Origin of the sequence: Streptomyces sp. NRRL S-87 (assembly GCF_000719335.1) — a bacterium.
In the GTDB taxonomy this organism is placed as follows: domain Bacteria; phylum Actinomycetota; class Actinomycetes; order Streptomycetales; family Streptomycetaceae; genus Streptomyces.
This window is the reverse complement of sequence record NZ_JOGB01000035.1, coordinates 1-14,316: the sequence shown is the minus strand read 5'-3', so window position 1 is coordinate 14,316 and position 14,316 is coordinate 1. Positions and strand designations below refer to the sequence as shown.

Genomic DNA, 14,316 nt, shown 5'->3' with positions numbered 1-14,316 from the left:
CGAGAAGCGGACCAGAAGCGCGAGGCACCACCAGTGACGACCATCACCCCGGACCCGGGGAACCGCGGCGCCCCGGGCACCTCAATTCCCGGCGGGCCCGCAGCGCCCGGTACGCTCACCGCCGTGCCCCACGCTGATCAGCCCAGAACCGCCCAGAAAGACGCCCCGGCAGCGCCGCCGGGACCGCCCCGGCCCGCACACGCCCGCCCGACACCCCTGGGCGCGCTCGCGGAGCTGCTGGGTCTCGGAGCCCCCGGCGCCCCGGCCGACGCCGTGCAGATCACCGGCATCACGCACGACTCCCGTGCCGTGCGACCCGGTGACGTGTACGCCGCCCTCCCGGGCGCGAACGTGCACGGTGCCGACTTCGCCGCGCAGGCCGCCGCGCTGGGCGCCGCCGCGGTCCTGACCGACCCGGCGGGCGCCGACCGCGCCGCCGCCACCGGACTGCCGGTCCTCGCCGTCGAGGACCCGCGCGGCCGGATGGGCGAGCTCGCTGCCGAGATCTACGGCCGCCCCGGCACCGGGCTCCTGCAGATCGGCATCACCGGTACGTCCGGCAAGACCACCACGGCGTACCTCGTCGAGGGCGGCCTGCGCGGCGCCGGCCGCCGCACGGGGCTCATCGGCACCGTCGAGATGCGCATCGGCGACGAGCGCGTGAAGTCCGAGCGCACCACGCCGGAAGCCACCGACCTCCAGGCCCTGTTCGCCGCCATGCGCGAGCGCGGGGTCGAGGCGGTCGCGATGGAGGTCTCCAGCCACGCCCTCGTGCTCGGCCGGGTCGACGGCTGCGTCTTCGACGTCGCCGTCTTCAACAACCTGAGCCCGGAGCACATGGAGTTCCACTCCGACATGGAGGACTACTTCCAGGCCAAGGCGCAGCTGTTCACCGAGCGGCGCGCCCGGCTCGGCGTGGTCAACGTCGACGACGAGTACGGCCGCCGGCTCGCGAAGGAGTCGGCCGTCCCGGTCGTCACGTTCTCCGTGGCGGGCGACCCGGGCGCCGACTGGCGTGCCGAGGACGTCCGCTCCGGCCCGGTCGACTCCACCCTGACGATCGTGGGCCCGGGCGGCGTGCGGGTGAACGCCACCGCGCCGCTGCCCGGCCCGTTCAACGTGGCCAACACCCTGGCCGCCGTGGTCACGCTGGCCGCCGCCGGCATCGACCCGCAGACCGCCGCCGACGGCGTGGCCGCCGTGCCCGGCGTCCCGGGCCGGCTGGAGCGGGTCGACGCGGGCCAGCCGTACCTCGCCGTGGTCGACTACGCGCACAAGACGGACGCCGTCGAGTCGGTCCTGCGCGCCCTGCGCGAGGTCACCCAGGGCAAGCTCCACGTCGTCATCGGCTGCGGCGGCGACCGCGACCGGACGAAGCGCGCCCCGATGGGCGCCGCCGCCGCGCGCCTGGCCGACACGGCCGTGCTGACCTCCGACAACCCGCGCTCCGAGGACCCGCTCGCGATCCTCGCCGCGATGTTCGAGGGCGCCGTCTCCGTCCCCGCCGCCGAGCGCGGCGCGGTCCTCGTCGACGCCGACCGGGCCTCCGCGATCGCCGCGGCCGTGGCCCGCGCGCAGGCGGGCGACACCGTGCTCGTCGCCGGCAAGGGGCACGAGCAGGGCCAGGACACCGCCGGGGTGGTCCGACCCTTCGACGACCGCCAGGTGCTGCGGGCCGCGATCGAGCGGGCCCGCGCCCAGTCCGAAGAGCAGTCCCGACAGGCCGAGGTGAAACCGTGATCGCCCTCTCCCTCGCCGAGATCGCCGACATCACCGGCGGGCGTACCCACGACATACCGGATCCGTCGGTCACGGTCACCGGTTCCGTCGTCATCGATTCCCGCGAGGTCGAACCCGGCGGTCTGTTCGCCGCGTTCGCGGGTGAACACGTCGACGGCCACGACTACGCCGAGCGCGCCGCCGCCGCCGGAGCCGTCGCCGTACTGGCCGCCCGGCCCGTCGGCGTGCCCGCGGTCGTGGTGCCCGACGTCGAGGCCGCCCTCGGAGCCCTCGCCCGCGCCGTGGTCGGCCGGCTCGGCACCGACGTGGTCGCCCTGACCGGCTCGGCCGGCAAGACCTCCACCAAGGACCTCATCGCGCAGGTCCTGCAGAACCACGCCCCGACCGTATGGACGCCCGGCTCGCTCAACAACGAGATCGGACTGCCCCTCACCGCGCTCAAGGCCACCGAGGACACCCGTCACCTGGTGCTCGAGATGGGCGCGCGCGGCATCGGCCACATCACGTACCTCACGGGTCTGACCCCGCCCCGGATCGGCCTCGTCCTCAACGTGGGCACGGCCCACATCGGCGAGTTCGGCGGCCGCGAGCAGATCGCGCAGGCCAAGGGCGAGCTGGTCGAGGCCCTGCCGACCGCCGCCGAGGGCGGCGTCGCCGTGCTCAACGCCGACGACCCGCTCGTACGCGCCATGAGCTCCCGGACGCAGGCCCGCACGGTCCTCTTCGGCGAGGCCGACGACGCCGACGTACGCGCCAGCGAAGTCCGGATGACCCCCCAGGGACAGCCTTCCTTCACGCTCCACACACCCACCGGGTGCAGCGACGTGACCTTGCGGCTGTACGGTGAGCACCACGTGTCGAACGCGCTCGCCGCGGCCGCCGTCGCCCACGTGCTGGGCATGTCCGTCGACGAGATCGCCACCGCGCTCTCCGGTGCGGGCACGCTCTCCCGCTGGCGGATGGAGGTCACCGAGCGCGCCGACGGCGTGACGGTCGTCAACGACGCCTACAACGCGAACCCCGAGTCCATGCGGGCCGCGCTGCGCGCGCTGGCCGCGATGGGCGGCGCCGCCAGGGCGAAGGGGGGTCGCACGTGGGCGGTGCTCGGTCGAATGGCCGAGCTCGGTGACGAGTCGCTCGCCGAGCACGACGCGGTCGGACGGCTCGCCGTCCGGCTCAACGTGAGCAAGCTCGTCGCAGTCGGGGGCAGGGAAGCGTCCTGGTTGCAACTGGGCGCATATAACGAGGGTTCGTGGGGTGAGGAGTCGGTGCTCGTGTCCGACGCGCAGGCGGCGGTCGACCTGTTGCGCAGTGAACTGCGCCCGGGAGACGTCGTGCTGGTGAAGGCTTCCAGGTCGGTCGGTCTGGAGCGGGTGGCGCTGGCGCTGCTCGAGGGCGAGGGCGAGGTCGCCGGCCGATGAGGCAGATCCTGTTCGCCGGTGTCATCGGCATGTTCCTCACCATCATCGGCACCCCGCTGCTCATCAAGCTGCTGGCCCGCAAGGGCTACGGCCAGTTCATCCGGGACGACGGCCCGCGCGGCCACGCCGGCAAGAAGGGCACGCCCACCATGGGCGGCATCTCCTTCATCCTGGCCACGCTCGCCGCGTACGGCCTGACGAAGGTGATCACGGGCAGCCAGCCGACCTTCTCCGGTCTGCTGGTGCTCTTCCTGATGGCCGGCATGGGCCTGGTCGGCTTCCTCGACGACTACATCAAGATCGTCAAGCAGCGCTCGCTGGGTCTGCGGGCCAAGGCGAAGATGGCCGGCCAGCTGATCGTCGGCATCGCCTTCGCGGTGCTCGCCCTGCAGTTCAAGGACGCCCGCGGGCTGGCCCCGGCCTCCACCAAGCTGTCGTGGGTCTCCGACTTCGGCTGGTCCATCGGCCCGGTGCTGTTCGTGGTCTGGGCGCTGTTCATGATCCTGGCCATGTCCAACGGCGTGAACCTGACGGACGGCCTCGACGGCCTGGCCACCGGCGCGTCCGTGATGGTGTTCGGCGCCTACACGTTCATCGGCGTCTGGCAGTACCAGGAGTCCTGCGCCAACGCGGAGACCCTGACCAACCCGGCCGCCTGCTTCGAGGTGCGCGACCCGCTGGACCTCGCGATCGTCGCCTCCGCCCTCATGGGCGCCTGCTTCGGCTTCCTGTGGTGGAACACCTCGCCCGCCAAGATCTTCATGGGCGACACCGGCTCGCTGGCGCTCGGCGGCGCCCTGGCCGGCCTGGCCATCTGCTCGCGCACCGAGCTGCTGCTCGCGCTGCTGGGCGGCCTGTTCGTCCTCATCACGATGTCGGTGATCATCCAGGTCGGCTCGTTCCGCCTCACCGGCAAGCGCGTCTTCCGGATGGCACCGCTGCAGCACCACTTCGAGCTCAAGGGCTGGTCGGAAGTCCTCGTCGTGGTCCGCTTCTGGATCATCCAGGGCATGTGCGTCATCGTGGGCCTGGGCCTCTTCTACGCGGGATGGGCAGCCGACAAGTGACCTCCTGGCAGGGCATGAACATCACCGTGGCCGGCCTCGGCGTGAGCGGCATCAGTGCCGCCCGCGCCCTGGCCGGCCTCGGCGCACGCGTGACCGTGGTCGACGGCGGTGACAGCGAGGCGCACCGCACCCGCGCCTCCGAGGTCGAGTCCACCGGCATCGCGGTACGCCTCGGGGACGCGGACAGCCTCCCCGAGGGCACCGACCTCGTGGTCACCTCGCCCGGCTGGAAGCCCTCCAGCCCGCTGTTCGAGGCCGCCGCGGCGGCCGGGGTCGAGGTCATCGGGGACGTCGAGGTCGCCTGGCGGCTGCGCGGCCCGGACGCGGCCCCGTGGCTGGCGATCACCGGCACCAACGGCAAGACCACCACGACCCAGATGCTGGCCTCGATCCTGCGCGCCGCCGGCCTGCGCACCGCCGCTGTCGGCAACATCGGCACCCCGATCATCGACGTGGTGCAGGGGCAGGAGCAGTACGACGTCCTGGCCGTCGAGCTCTCCAGCTACCAGCTGCACTGGGCGCCCAGCGTGCGCGCCCACTCCGCGGCGGTGCTCAACCTCGCGCCCGACCACCTCGACTGGCACGGCTCCATGGAGGCGTACGCCGCCGACAAGGGCCGCATCTACGAGGGCAACACGGTCGCCTGCGTCTACAACGTCGCCGACAAGGCCACCGAGCACCTCGTCGAGGAGGCGGACGTCGTCGAGGGCTGCCGCGCCATCGGCTTCACCCTCGGCGCCCCCGGCCCCTCCATGCTCGGCGTCGTGGACGGCATCCTCGTCGACCGCGCCTTCGTCGAGAACCGGCAGAAGAACGCCCAGGAGCTCGCCGAGGTCGCGGACGTCAACCCGCCGGCCCCGCACAACGTCGCCAACGCCCTGGCCGCCGCCGCGCTCGCCCGCGCCTTCGGGGTCGAGCCGCGCGCCGTCCGCGACGGGCTGCGCGACTTCCGCCCCGACGCGCACCGGATCGCGCACGTGGCCGAGGTCGCCGGGGTCACGTACATCGACGACTCCAAGGCCACCAACACCCACGCCGCCGAGGCCTCCCTGGCGGCCTACGAGTCCATCGTGTGGATCGCCGGCGGCCTCGCCAAGGGCGCGACCTTCGACGAGCTCGTGGCGGGCTCCGCCGGGCGGCTGCGCGGCGCGGTGCTCATCGGCGCCGACCGGGAGCTGATCCGGGGAGCCCTGGCGCGACACGCGCCCGAGGTCCCGGTGGTCGACCTCGACCGGACCGACACTGGGGCGATGCTTGCCGCGGTCCGGGAAGCGGCCCGGCTCGCGGAGCCCGGCGACACGGTCCTGCTGGCCCCGGCCTGCGCGTCGATGGACATGTTCGCGAACTACGGCACCCGCGGCGACGCGTTCGCCGACGCCGTGCGCGAACTGGCCGCCGAAACCGCGTAGGGGCCCGGGCGACAGGTCTGTCCGGCCGGCTGCTCGTACGAGTGGAGGGGAACAGACACATGCAGCGCGTGGCGGTGGGCGCCGGGCGGCGCCCCTCGGCGCCCAAGGCGCCCAGGACCCTCGGCCGCAGGCGTCCGGTGCGCTCCGGGCCGCCCCGGAAGCCGTCCGGGCGCGGTCCCCTCGAGCGGGTCCGCACCACCTACCGGCAGCTCCGGCGCACCTGGGACCGGCCGCTCACGGCCTATTACCTGATCTTCGGCAGTGCGCTGCTCATCACCGTCCTAGGGCTGGTGATGGTCTACTCGGCGTCGATGATCACGGCGCTGCAGAAGGGGCTGCCGGCCTCGTACTTCTTCCAGAAACAGCTCTTCGCGGCCCTGCTCGGCACCGGCCTGCTGCTGACGGCCTCCCGGATGCCGGTGAAGCTGCACCGGGCGCTCTCCTACCCGGTGCTGGCCGCGACCGTGTTCCTCATGGTGCTGGTCCAGGTCCCCGGGATAGGGGTCTCGGTCGGCGGCAACCAGAACTGGATCTCGCTGGGCGGCCCGTTCATGCTCCAGCCCAGCGAGTTCGGCAAGCTGGCGCTGATCCTGTGGGGAGCCGACCTCCTGGCCCGCAAGGGCGACAAGGACCTGCTGACCCAGTGGAAGCACCTCCTGGTGCCGCTGATCCCGGTGGCGTTCCTGCTCCTCGGGCTGATCATGCTCGGCGGGGACATGGGCACCGCGATGATCCTCACGGCCATCCTGTTCGGCCTGCTGTGGCTGGCGGGGGCGCCGACCCGGCTCTTCGTGGGCGTGCTCGGGCTGGCCGGCCTGATCGTGGCGGTCCTCATCAAGACGAGCCCGCACCGGATGGACCGGCTCGCCTGCCTCGGCGCCACCGATCCGGGCAAGGGTGACCTGTGCTGGCAGGCCGTGCACGGACTCTACGCCCTGGCCTCCGGTGGATGGTTCGGTTCCGGTCTCGGCGCCAGTGTGGAAAAATGGGGACAACTGCCCGAAGCCCACACCGACTTCATCTTCGCCATCACCGGGGAGGAACTGGGACTGGCGGGGACGCTGTCGGTGCTGGCCCTGTTCGCGGCTCTAGGCTATGCGGGTATCCGCGTGGCCGGACGCACGGAGGACTCCTTCGTGAGGTACGCCGCGGGAGGGGTGACCACCTGGATCACGGCCCAGGCCGTGATCAACGTAGGTGCGGTGCTCGGTCTGCTGCCGATCGCCGGTGTCCCGCTCCCGCTGTTCTCCTACGGAGGGTCTGCCCTGCTGCCGACCATGTTCGCCGTCGGGCTGCTCATCGCGTTCGCGCGTGAGGAGCCGGCGGCGCGCGCGGCGCTCGCCATGCGGCAGCCGAGGTTCGGCTGGAAGCGGGCCGGGCTTGGATGGAAGTCGATGAGACGGCGCGTCAAGAAGCGTCTGTCCGGAGAGCGGTGAATTTCGGTGCATGTCGTACTTGCCGGTGGGGGGACCGCCGGCCACATCGAGCCGGCGCTCGCCCTCGCGGACGCCCTGCGCAGGCAGGACCCCACCGTGGGCATCACTGCCCTCGGCACGGAACGCGGCCTGGAGACCCGGCTCGTGCCGGAGCGCGGCTACGAGCTCGGGCTCATCCCCGCCGTGCCGCTGCCCCGCAAGCCCACCCCCGAGCTGATCACCGTCCCCGGGCGGCTGCGCGGCACCATCAAGGCCGCCGAGGAGATCCTCACGCGGACCAAGGCCGACTGCGTCGTCGGCTTCGGCGGCTACGTGGCGCTGCCCGGCTACCTGGCGGCCAAGCGCCTCGGCGTGCCGATCGTGGTCCACGAGGCCAACGCCCGGCCCGGCCTGGCCAACAAGATCGGCTCGCGCTACGCGGCCGCCGTCGCGGTCTCCACGCCCGACAGCAAGCTGCGGGGCGCGCGCTACGTGGGCATCCCGCTGCGCCGCACCATCGCCACCCTCGACCGGGCCGCGGTCCGCGCCGAGGCCCGCGCCGCCTTCGGTCTCGACCCGAACCTGCCGACCCTGCTGGTCTCCGGCGGTTCGCAGGGCGCCCGGCGCCTCAACGAGGTCGTCCAGCAGGTCGCCCCGACGCTCCAGCGCTCCGGCGTCCAGATCCTGCACGCGGTCGGCCCGAAGAACGAACTGCCGCGCGTGGACAACATGCCCGGGATGCCGCCCTACGTCCCGGTACCGTACGTGGACCGGATGGACCTCGCGTACGCCGCGGCCGACATGATGCTGTGCCGCGCGGGCGCGATGACCGTCGCCGAACTCTCCGCCGTCGGGCTCCCCGCCGCGTACGTCCCGCTGCCGATCGGCAACGGCGAGCAGCGGCTCAACGCCCAGCCGGTGGTCAAGGCTGGCGGCGGCCTCCTCGTCGACGACGCGGAACTGAGCCCCGAGTGGGTCCAGGGCCAGGTCCTGCCGGTACTGGCCGACCCGCACCGGCTCTACGAGATGTCCCGCGCGGCCGCCGAGTTCGGCCGCCGGGACGCCGACGAGCTGCTGGTCGCCATGGTGTACGAGGCGATCGCCGCGCACCGGAACCGCTGACGCAGGAGGCGAGCACGAGTGGCCGGACCCCAGACCGCGAGACGTCCCTGGTTCCGGCGCACGCCCGTGCTCCTCGGGATCGCCGCCGCCCTGCTGCTCGCGGGCGGCGGCTCCTGGGTGCTGTACGGCTCCTCCTGGCTGCGGGTCGAGAAGGTGAGCGTCTCCGGCACCGCGGTGCTCACCCCCGACCAGGTGCGCGCCGCGGCCGCCGTGTCGCTGGGCGCCCCGCTGGCGTCCGTCGACACCGACGAGATCGGGACGCGGCTGCGCGGCCAACTGCCGCGCGTCGGCTCGGTCGACGTGGTCCGCGCCTGGCCGCACGGGATCGGGCTGAAGGTGACCGAGCGCACACCGGTCCTGCTCCTCGAAAAGGGTGCGGACTTCGTGGAAGTGGATGCTTCGGGCGTCCGCTTCGCCACCGTCCGCAAGGCCCCCCGGGGCGTCCCCGTCCTCGAACTGGCGGCCGCGGGATCGCCCAGCCTGCGCCGCTTCGACGAGGAGCGGCTCCTGCTGGAGGCGGTGGGCGTGGCCGGCGACCTGCCGCGGGCCGTGGCCGCGGACACCCGGGTCGTCCGCGTGCGCTCGTACGACTCCGTCGTGCTGGAGTTGGCAGGGGGGCGTACGGTCGTGTGGGGGAGCTCGGAGCGCGGGGCCCTGAAGGGCCGTGCGCTGACCGCGCTGATGAAAGCCGCCCCGGGGGCCGGTCACTTCGACGTGAGCGCCCCCAGCGCCCCTGCGGTGTCGCGGAGTTGACGCCAGGTCGAACAGGGAAGCACCCTGGTTGGCCAGGGATATGGGTGATCACATAGGGTGAAAAGAAAAACGGGAGGTTCGGCGTGTTCGTTGAACGCGCGCCACTTGTCGACTTAGTGTCCTGTCCGGAAGAGTCCAAGGAACAGACACACTCCTAACCCTAAACTTCAGGGTGAGGGTTCGGGTCGGCGCGTACGGACCGTCCCATTTCGGCATCAGTCGTCGCAGCGCAGGCCCGCGGTGTGACGACACGTAACTCGAGGCGAGAGGCCTTCGACGTGGCAGCACCGCAGAACTACCTCGCAGTCATCAAGGTCATCGGTGTCGGCGGCGGTGGTGTCAATGCCATCAACCGAATGATCGAGGTCGGTCTCAAGGGCGTCGAGTTCATCGCCATCAACACCGACGCGCAGGCGCTGTTGATGAGCGACGCCGACGTCAAGCTCGACGTCGGCCGCGAACTCACCCGGGGTCTGGGCGCCGGCGCCAACCCCGAGGTCGGCCGCAAGGCCGCCGAGGACCACCGCGAGGAGATCGAGGAGGTCCTCAAGGGGGCCGACATGGTCTTCGTCACCGCGGGCGAGGGCGGCGGCACCGGCACCGGGGGTGCCCCGGTCGTCGCCAACATCGCGCGCTCGCTGGGCGCCCTGACGATCGGCGTGGTCACCCGCCCGTTCACCTTCGAGGGCCGCCGCCGCGCGAACCAGGCGGAGGACGGCATCGCCGCCCTGCGCGAAGAGGTCGACACCCTCATCGTCATCCCGAACGACCGGCTGCTGTCCATCTCGGACCGCCAGGTTTCGGTCCTGGACGCCTTCAAGTCGGCCGACCAGGTCCTGCTCTCCGGTGTCCAGGGCATCACCGACCTCATCACCACCCCCGGCCTGATCAACCTCGACTTCGCCGACGTCAAGTCCGTGATGTCCGAGGCCGGCTCGGCCCTCATGGGCATCGGCTCGGCCCGCGGCGACGACCGCGCGGTGGCCGCCGCCGAGATGGCGATCTCCTCGCCGCTGCTGGAGGCCTCCATCGACGGCGCCCGGGGCGTGCTGCTGTCCATCTCCGGTGGCTCCGACCTCGGCCTCTTCGAGATCAACGAGGCCGCCCAGCTGGTCAGCGAGGCCGCCCACCCGGAGGCGAACATCATCTTCGGCGCCGTCATCGACGACGCCCTCGGCGACGAGGTCCGGGTCACGGTCATCGCGGCCGGCTTCGACGGGGGCCAGCCCCCGGCCCGCCGGGACAACGTGATCGGCGCCGCCTCCACCAAGCGCGAGGAGCCCCCGGCCCCGGTCCGCGCCCCCGAGCCGGCCCGCCCCGCCTTCGGCGGACTGGGCACGGTCACCCCGCGCGAGGAGCCCCCGGCGCCGGTCGAGCCCGCCCCCGAGGTGCCGGTGGCCCCCACGGTCGCCGCGCCCCAGGTGCCCACGGCCCGTCCGTACCAGGACAGCCCCGCCGAAGAGCTGGACGTACCGGACTTCTTGAAGTGATAAGCGAGCAGCACCACGCGAGCGGCGCCCACTTCGCCTTCACCGACCGGTGGGGCGGGGTGAGCGCCGTTCCGTACGAGGAGCTCAACCTGGGCGGCGCGGTCGGGGACGACCCCGCCGCGGTGCGCGAGAACCGCGCCCGGGCCGCCCGGTCCCTGGGCCTCGCCCCGGAGGGCGTGGTCTGGATGAACCAGGTGCACGGCCGCGACGTGGCCGTGGTCGACGGACCTTGGGCCGACGGCCCGGTCCCGGCCGTGGACGCCGTGGTCACCACCCGCCCCGGACTGGCACTGGCGGTCCTGACCGCCGACTGCACCCCCGTCCTGCTGGCCGACCCCGTCGCCGGGGTCGCGGCCGCGGCGCACGCGGGCCGGCCCGGCCTGGTCGCCGGTGTGGTGCCCGCCGTCGTCGAGGCGATGGCCGCGCTCGGCGCGGACCCCGTCCGCATCACCGCCCGTACCGGCCCCGCGGTCTGCGGGCGCTGCTACGAGGTGCCCGCCGACATGCGCGAGGCCGTCGCCGCCGTCGTACCGCAGGCGTACGCCGAGACGAGTTGGGGCACTCCGGCCGTCGACGTGGTCGCCGGCGTGCACGCGCAGCTCGTCGCGCTCGGCGTACGCGACCTCGCGCGCTCCGCCGTCTGCACCCTCGAATCGCCCGACCACTACTCGTACCGCCGCGACCGCACCACCGGGCGGCTCGCCGGATATGTCTGGCTGGAGTCGCGATGACCGACCGCAGGGCCGAACTGGCCGCGAACCTGGCGCGGGTGGAGGAACGTATTTCTTCCGCTTGTGCCGCAGCCGGTCGCAAGCGGGAGGAAGTGACCCTCATCGTGGTCACCAAGACCTACCCCGCGAGCGACGTGCGGCTGCTGGCGGAGCTGGGCGTCCGGCACGTGGCGGAGAACAAGGACCAGGAGGCGGCGCCGAAGGCCGCCGACTGCGCGGATCTGCCGCTCGTCTGGCACTTCGTGGGCCAGCTGCAGACGAACAAAGCCCGTTCCGTGGCCGGTTATGCGCATCTGGTGCAGTCCGTCGACCGCCCCCGACTGGTCACCGCCCTCTCGGCGGCGGCGGAGACGGCCGGGCGCGAGCTCGGCTGCCTCGTCCAGGTCGCGCTCGACGCGGAGGCCGGCGAGGAGCGGGGGGCGCGCGGCGGCGCCGCCCCCGACCGCGTCGAGGAGTTGGCCGGCCTGCTGGCCGCCGCCCCGGGACTCCGGTTCGACGGCCTCATGACCGTCGCCCCGCTCGCCGGTCCGTACGCGGGCCGCGAACAGGAGGCGTTCGCGCGGTTGGTGGAATTGTCATCCCGCCTGCGCGCCGTCCATCCGGCTGCCACGATGGTCTCGGCCGGTATGAGCGGGGACCTCGAGCAGGCCGTGGCGGCAGGGGCGACACACGTACGCGTCGGCACTGCGGTACTCGGAAGCCGACCCCGGCTCGGGTAACGTCGCGAAGAAAGTCGGACCACAGCAGAAAATATGGTCATTCCCGCAGATCGGGGACGGGCCACGTGGATCGCGGGCAGTCGAACGCAGTGCCCATCGGTGACGAGGGCGATCCACCACAGAGCGGAGGACTCAGAGAATGGCCGGCGCGATGCGCAAGATGGCGGTCTACCTCGGCCTCGTGGAGGACGATGGGTACGACGGCCCCGGGTTCGATCCCGACGACGAATTCGAGCCCGAGCCCGAACCGGAGCGGGACCGCCGGCGGCACCAGCCTCCGCACCAGGCCCCGGCCCCGGACGAACCGGTACGGGTCGCCCAGCCGCCGGCACCCCGCGAGCCGGCCCCGCTGCCGGCGGAAAGCGGGCGTCCGGCGCGAATCGCCCCCGTGGCATCCATCACACCCGAACGCCCGAGCCTGGAGAAGAACGCACCGGTGATCATGCCCAAGGTCGTGTCCGAGCGGGAGCCCTACCGCATCACGACGCTGCACCCCCGGACCTACAACGAGGCCCGTACCATCGGGGAACACTTCCGCGAGGGCACCCCCGTGATCATGAACCTCACGGAGATGGACGACACTGATGCGAAGCGTCTCGTCGACTTCGCGGCCGGACTCGTGTTCGGTCTGCACGGCAGCATTGAACGCGTGACGCAGAAGGTGTTCCTGCTGTCGCCTGCTAACGTCGATGTCACGGCGGAGGACAAGGCCCGCATCGCCGAGGGCGGGTTCTTCAACCAGAGCTAGACCGATTGAGTAACACGCGACACCGGGACCGACCACCCGGCCGCTCGGCCGGACAGCGAGAGCAAGGGGAGAGGGAAGCGCGAGATGGGCGTGGCACTGCAAGTGATCTACATCGCGCTGATGTGCTTCCTCGTCGTGCTCATTTTCCGGCTGGTCATGGACTACGTCTTCCAGTTCGCCCGCTCGTGGGAACCAGGCAAGGCGATGGTGGTCGTTCTTGAGGCCACCTACACTGTCACCGATCCACCGCTCAAGCTCCTGCGGCGGTTCATCCCGCCGCTGCGTCTCGGGGGCGTGGCACTCGACCTGTCCTTCTTCGTGCTGATGATCATCGTTTACATCCTGATCAGCATCGTGAGCAACGTTGCGAGAAGCCTGTGAACGAACTGGTCTTGCCGACTGCCGACGACTACGTAGAGGTGAAGAAGAGATGCCGCTGACCCCCGAGGACGTGCGGAACAAGCAGTTCACGACCGTCCGCCTCCGAGAAGGCTATGACGAGGACGAGGTCGATGCCTTCCTCGACGAGGTCGAAGCCGAGCTGACCCGCCTGCTCCGCGAGAACGAGGACCTGCGCGCCAAGCTGGCCGCCGCCACGCGTGCCGCCGCGCAGAACCAGCAGCAGCAGCGCAAGCCCGAGCCCCAGGACCAGCGCGGCCCCGGCGGCCCCGTGCCCGCCGCCATATCCGGCCCGCCGGTCCAGCAGGGCCCGCCGCAGATGGGTCCGCCGCAGCTTCCGGGTGGTGCTCCCCAGCTTCCGGGCGGCGCCCCGCAGCTTCCGGCCGGCCCCGGCGGTCCCGGCCCGATGCAGCAGGGCCCCGGTCCGATGCAGCAGGGTCCCGGCCCCATGCAGCAGGGCCCCATGGGCGGCCCCATGCAGCCGCACACCATGGGTGGCCAGAACCCCATGGGCCAGCCGATGGGCCAGCCGCCCATGGGTCAGCCGCCGATGGGTCAGCCCCCGATGGGTCACCAGCCCCCGCAGCTGCCGCAGCCCGGCCAGGGCCCCGGCGGCGACAGCGCCGCCCGCGTGCTCTCGCTGGCGCAGCAGACCGCCGACCAGGCGATCGCGGAGGCCCGCTCCGAGGCCAACAAGATCGTCGGCGAGGCGCGTTCGCGCGCCGAGGGCCTGGAGCGGGACGCCCGCGCCAAGGCCGACGCGCTGGAGCGGGACGCGCAGGAAAAGCACCGCGTCGCGATGGGCTCCCTGGAGTCCGCCCGCGCCACGCTGGAGCGCAAGGTCGAGGACCTGCGCGGCTTCGAGCGCGAGTACCGCACGCGTCTGAAGTCGTACCTGGAGTCGCAGCTGCGCCAGCTGGAGTCGCAGTCGGACGACTCCCTCGCGCCGCCGCGCACCCCGGCGACCGCGTCCCTGCCGGCCACCACGACGCCGTCGATGGCCCCGGCCGGTGCCATGGGCATGGGCGGCGGTCCGTCGCCGATGGGCGCGCCGTCCTACGGTGGCCAGCAGCAGATGACCCCGGCGATGACGCAGCCGATGGCTCCGGTGCGGCCGGCCGCGCCGCAGCCGATGCAGCAGGCGCCGTCTCCGATGCGGGGCTTCCTGATCGACGAGGACGACAACTGAGGTAGGCGTCGCGTCGACCGACGTAGCCGTCGGCAGTCTCTACGGGCCGGGCCCGGACCCCTTTGCGGGGATCCGGGCCCGGCCCGTTTTTCGGGGGGTGGGGTGGGGTGGGG

13 protein-coding genes are annotated in these 14,316 nt (G+C 72.4%); all 13 read left to right on the top strand.

All coding sequences use genetic code 11. The features are described from left to right. The first annotated feature begins 33 nt into the window (after positions 1-33). The 13 genes from IF43_RS0122460 (at position 34) to IF43_RS0122400 (ending at position 14,203) form a co-directional block, all read left to right on the top strand. Entirely contained in the window at positions 34-1,740 is a 1,707-nt protein-coding gene (locus tag IF43_RS0122460) for a UDP-N-acetylmuramoyl-L-alanyl-D-glutamate--2,6-diaminopimelate ligase (RefSeq protein ID WP_030203570.1), read from the top strand. Continuing rightward, positions 1,737-3,161, top strand: a complete 1,425-nt coding sequence (gene murF / locus IF43_RS0122455) for a UDP-N-acetylmuramoyl-tripeptide--D-alanyl-D-alanine ligase (RefSeq protein WP_030203568.1) — start codon at positions 1,737-1,739, stop codon at positions 3,159-3,161. Before IF43_RS0122460 ends, murF begins: the two co-directional genes overlap by 4 nt. Beyond that, a complete protein-coding gene (mraY, locus tag IF43_RS0122450) occupies positions 3,158-4,228 on the top strand; it encodes a phospho-N-acetylmuramoyl-pentapeptide-transferase (protein WP_030203565.1) in 1,071 nt (356 codons plus the stop codon). Before murF ends, mraY begins: the two co-directional genes overlap by 4 nt. Beyond that, positions 4,210-5,637, top strand: coding sequence for a UDP-N-acetylmuramoyl-L-alanine--D-glutamate ligase (murD, locus tag IF43_RS0122445; protein ID WP_030203562.1), 1,428 nt, complete (start codon positions 4,210-4,212; stop codon positions 5,635-5,637). Before mraY ends, murD begins: the two co-directional genes overlap by 19 nt. A gap of 59 nt (positions 5,638-5,696) precedes the next feature. Next, positions 5,697-7,073, top strand: a complete 1,377-nt coding sequence (gene ftsW, locus IF43_RS0122440) for a putative lipid II flippase FtsW (protein ID WP_030203559.1) — start codon at positions 5,697-5,699, stop codon at positions 7,071-7,073. 6 nt (positions 7,074-7,079) lie between these two features. After that, positions 7,080-8,174 carry an undecaprenyldiphospho-muramoylpentapeptide beta-N-acetylglucosaminyltransferase gene (gene murG, locus IF43_RS0122435; RefSeq protein WP_030203556.1) on the top strand — a complete coding sequence of 365 codons (1,095 nt, stop codon included), beginning with the start codon at positions 7,080-7,082 and terminating at the stop codon, positions 8,172-8,174. An 18-nt stretch (positions 8,175-8,192) separates the two neighbouring features. After that, positions 8,193-8,927 carry a cell division protein FtsQ/DivIB gene (locus tag IF43_RS0122430; protein ID WP_051795853.1) on the top strand — a complete coding sequence of 245 codons (735 nt, stop codon included), beginning with the start codon at positions 8,193-8,195 and terminating at the stop codon, positions 8,925-8,927. 278 nt (positions 8,928-9,205) lie between these two features. Further along, positions 9,206-10,417: a cell division protein FtsZ gene (gene ftsZ / locus IF43_RS0122425; protein ID WP_030203549.1), complete on the top strand. Its 1,212-nt coding sequence runs from the start codon at positions 9,206-9,208 to the stop codon at positions 10,415-10,417. Then, complete coding sequence (pgeF, locus tag IF43_RS0122420) at positions 10,414-11,148, top strand: peptidoglycan editing factor PgeF (RefSeq protein WP_030203546.1); 735 nt, start codon at positions 10,414-10,416, stop codon at positions 11,146-11,148. Before ftsZ ends, pgeF begins: the two co-directional genes overlap by 4 nt. Then, positions 11,145-11,867 carry a YggS family pyridoxal phosphate-dependent enzyme gene (locus IF43_RS0122415; protein WP_030203543.1) on the top strand — a complete coding sequence of 241 codons (723 nt, stop codon included), beginning with the start codon at positions 11,145-11,147 and terminating at the stop codon, positions 11,865-11,867. Before pgeF ends, IF43_RS0122415 begins: the two co-directional genes overlap by 4 nt. A gap of 139 nt (positions 11,868-12,006) precedes the next feature. Further along, on the top strand, positions 12,007-12,615 hold the full coding sequence (locus IF43_RS0122410) for a cell division protein SepF (RefSeq protein ID WP_030203541.1): 609 nt from the start codon (positions 12,007-12,009) through the stop codon (positions 12,613-12,615). An 84-nt stretch (positions 12,616-12,699) separates the two neighbouring features. Beyond that, a complete protein-coding gene (locus tag IF43_RS0122405) occupies positions 12,700-12,996 on the top strand; it encodes a YggT family protein (RefSeq protein ID WP_030203539.1) in 297 nt (98 codons plus the stop codon). A 49-nt stretch (positions 12,997-13,045) separates the two neighbouring features. Beyond that, positions 13,046-14,203, top strand: coding sequence for a DivIVA domain-containing protein (locus IF43_RS0122400; RefSeq protein ID WP_030203538.1), 1,158 nt, complete (start codon positions 13,046-13,048; stop codon positions 14,201-14,203). Positions 14,204-14,316 lie beyond the last annotated feature (113 nt).

Bases quoted from the DNA above. Each gene is read 5' to 3' on its own strand.
- IF43_RS0122405 (WP_030203539.1), top strand. From the start codon at position 12,700: ATGGGCGTGGCACTGCAAGTGATCTACATCGCGCTGATGTGCTTCCTC.
- IF43_RS0122400 (WP_030203538.1), top strand. From the start codon at position 13,046: ATGCCGCTGACCCCCGAGGACGTGCGGAACAAGCAGTTCACGACCGTC.
- IF43_RS0122415 (WP_030203543.1), top strand. From the start codon at position 11,145: ATGACCGACCGCAGGGCCGAACTGGCCGCGAACCTGGCGCGGGTGGAG.
- mraY (WP_030203565.1), top strand. From the start codon at position 3,158: ATGAGGCAGATCCTGTTCGCCGGTGTCATCGGCATGTTCCTCACCATC.
- ftsW (WP_030203559.1), top strand. From the start codon at position 5,697: ATGCAGCGCGTGGCGGTGGGCGCCGGGCGGCGCCCCTCGGCGCCCAAG.
- IF43_RS0122410 (WP_030203541.1), top strand. From the start codon at position 12,007: ATGGCCGGCGCGATGCGCAAGATGGCGGTCTACCTCGGCCTCGTGGAG.
- murD (WP_030203562.1), top strand. From the start codon at position 4,210: ATGGGCAGCCGACAAGTGACCTCCTGGCAGGGCATGAACATCACCGTG.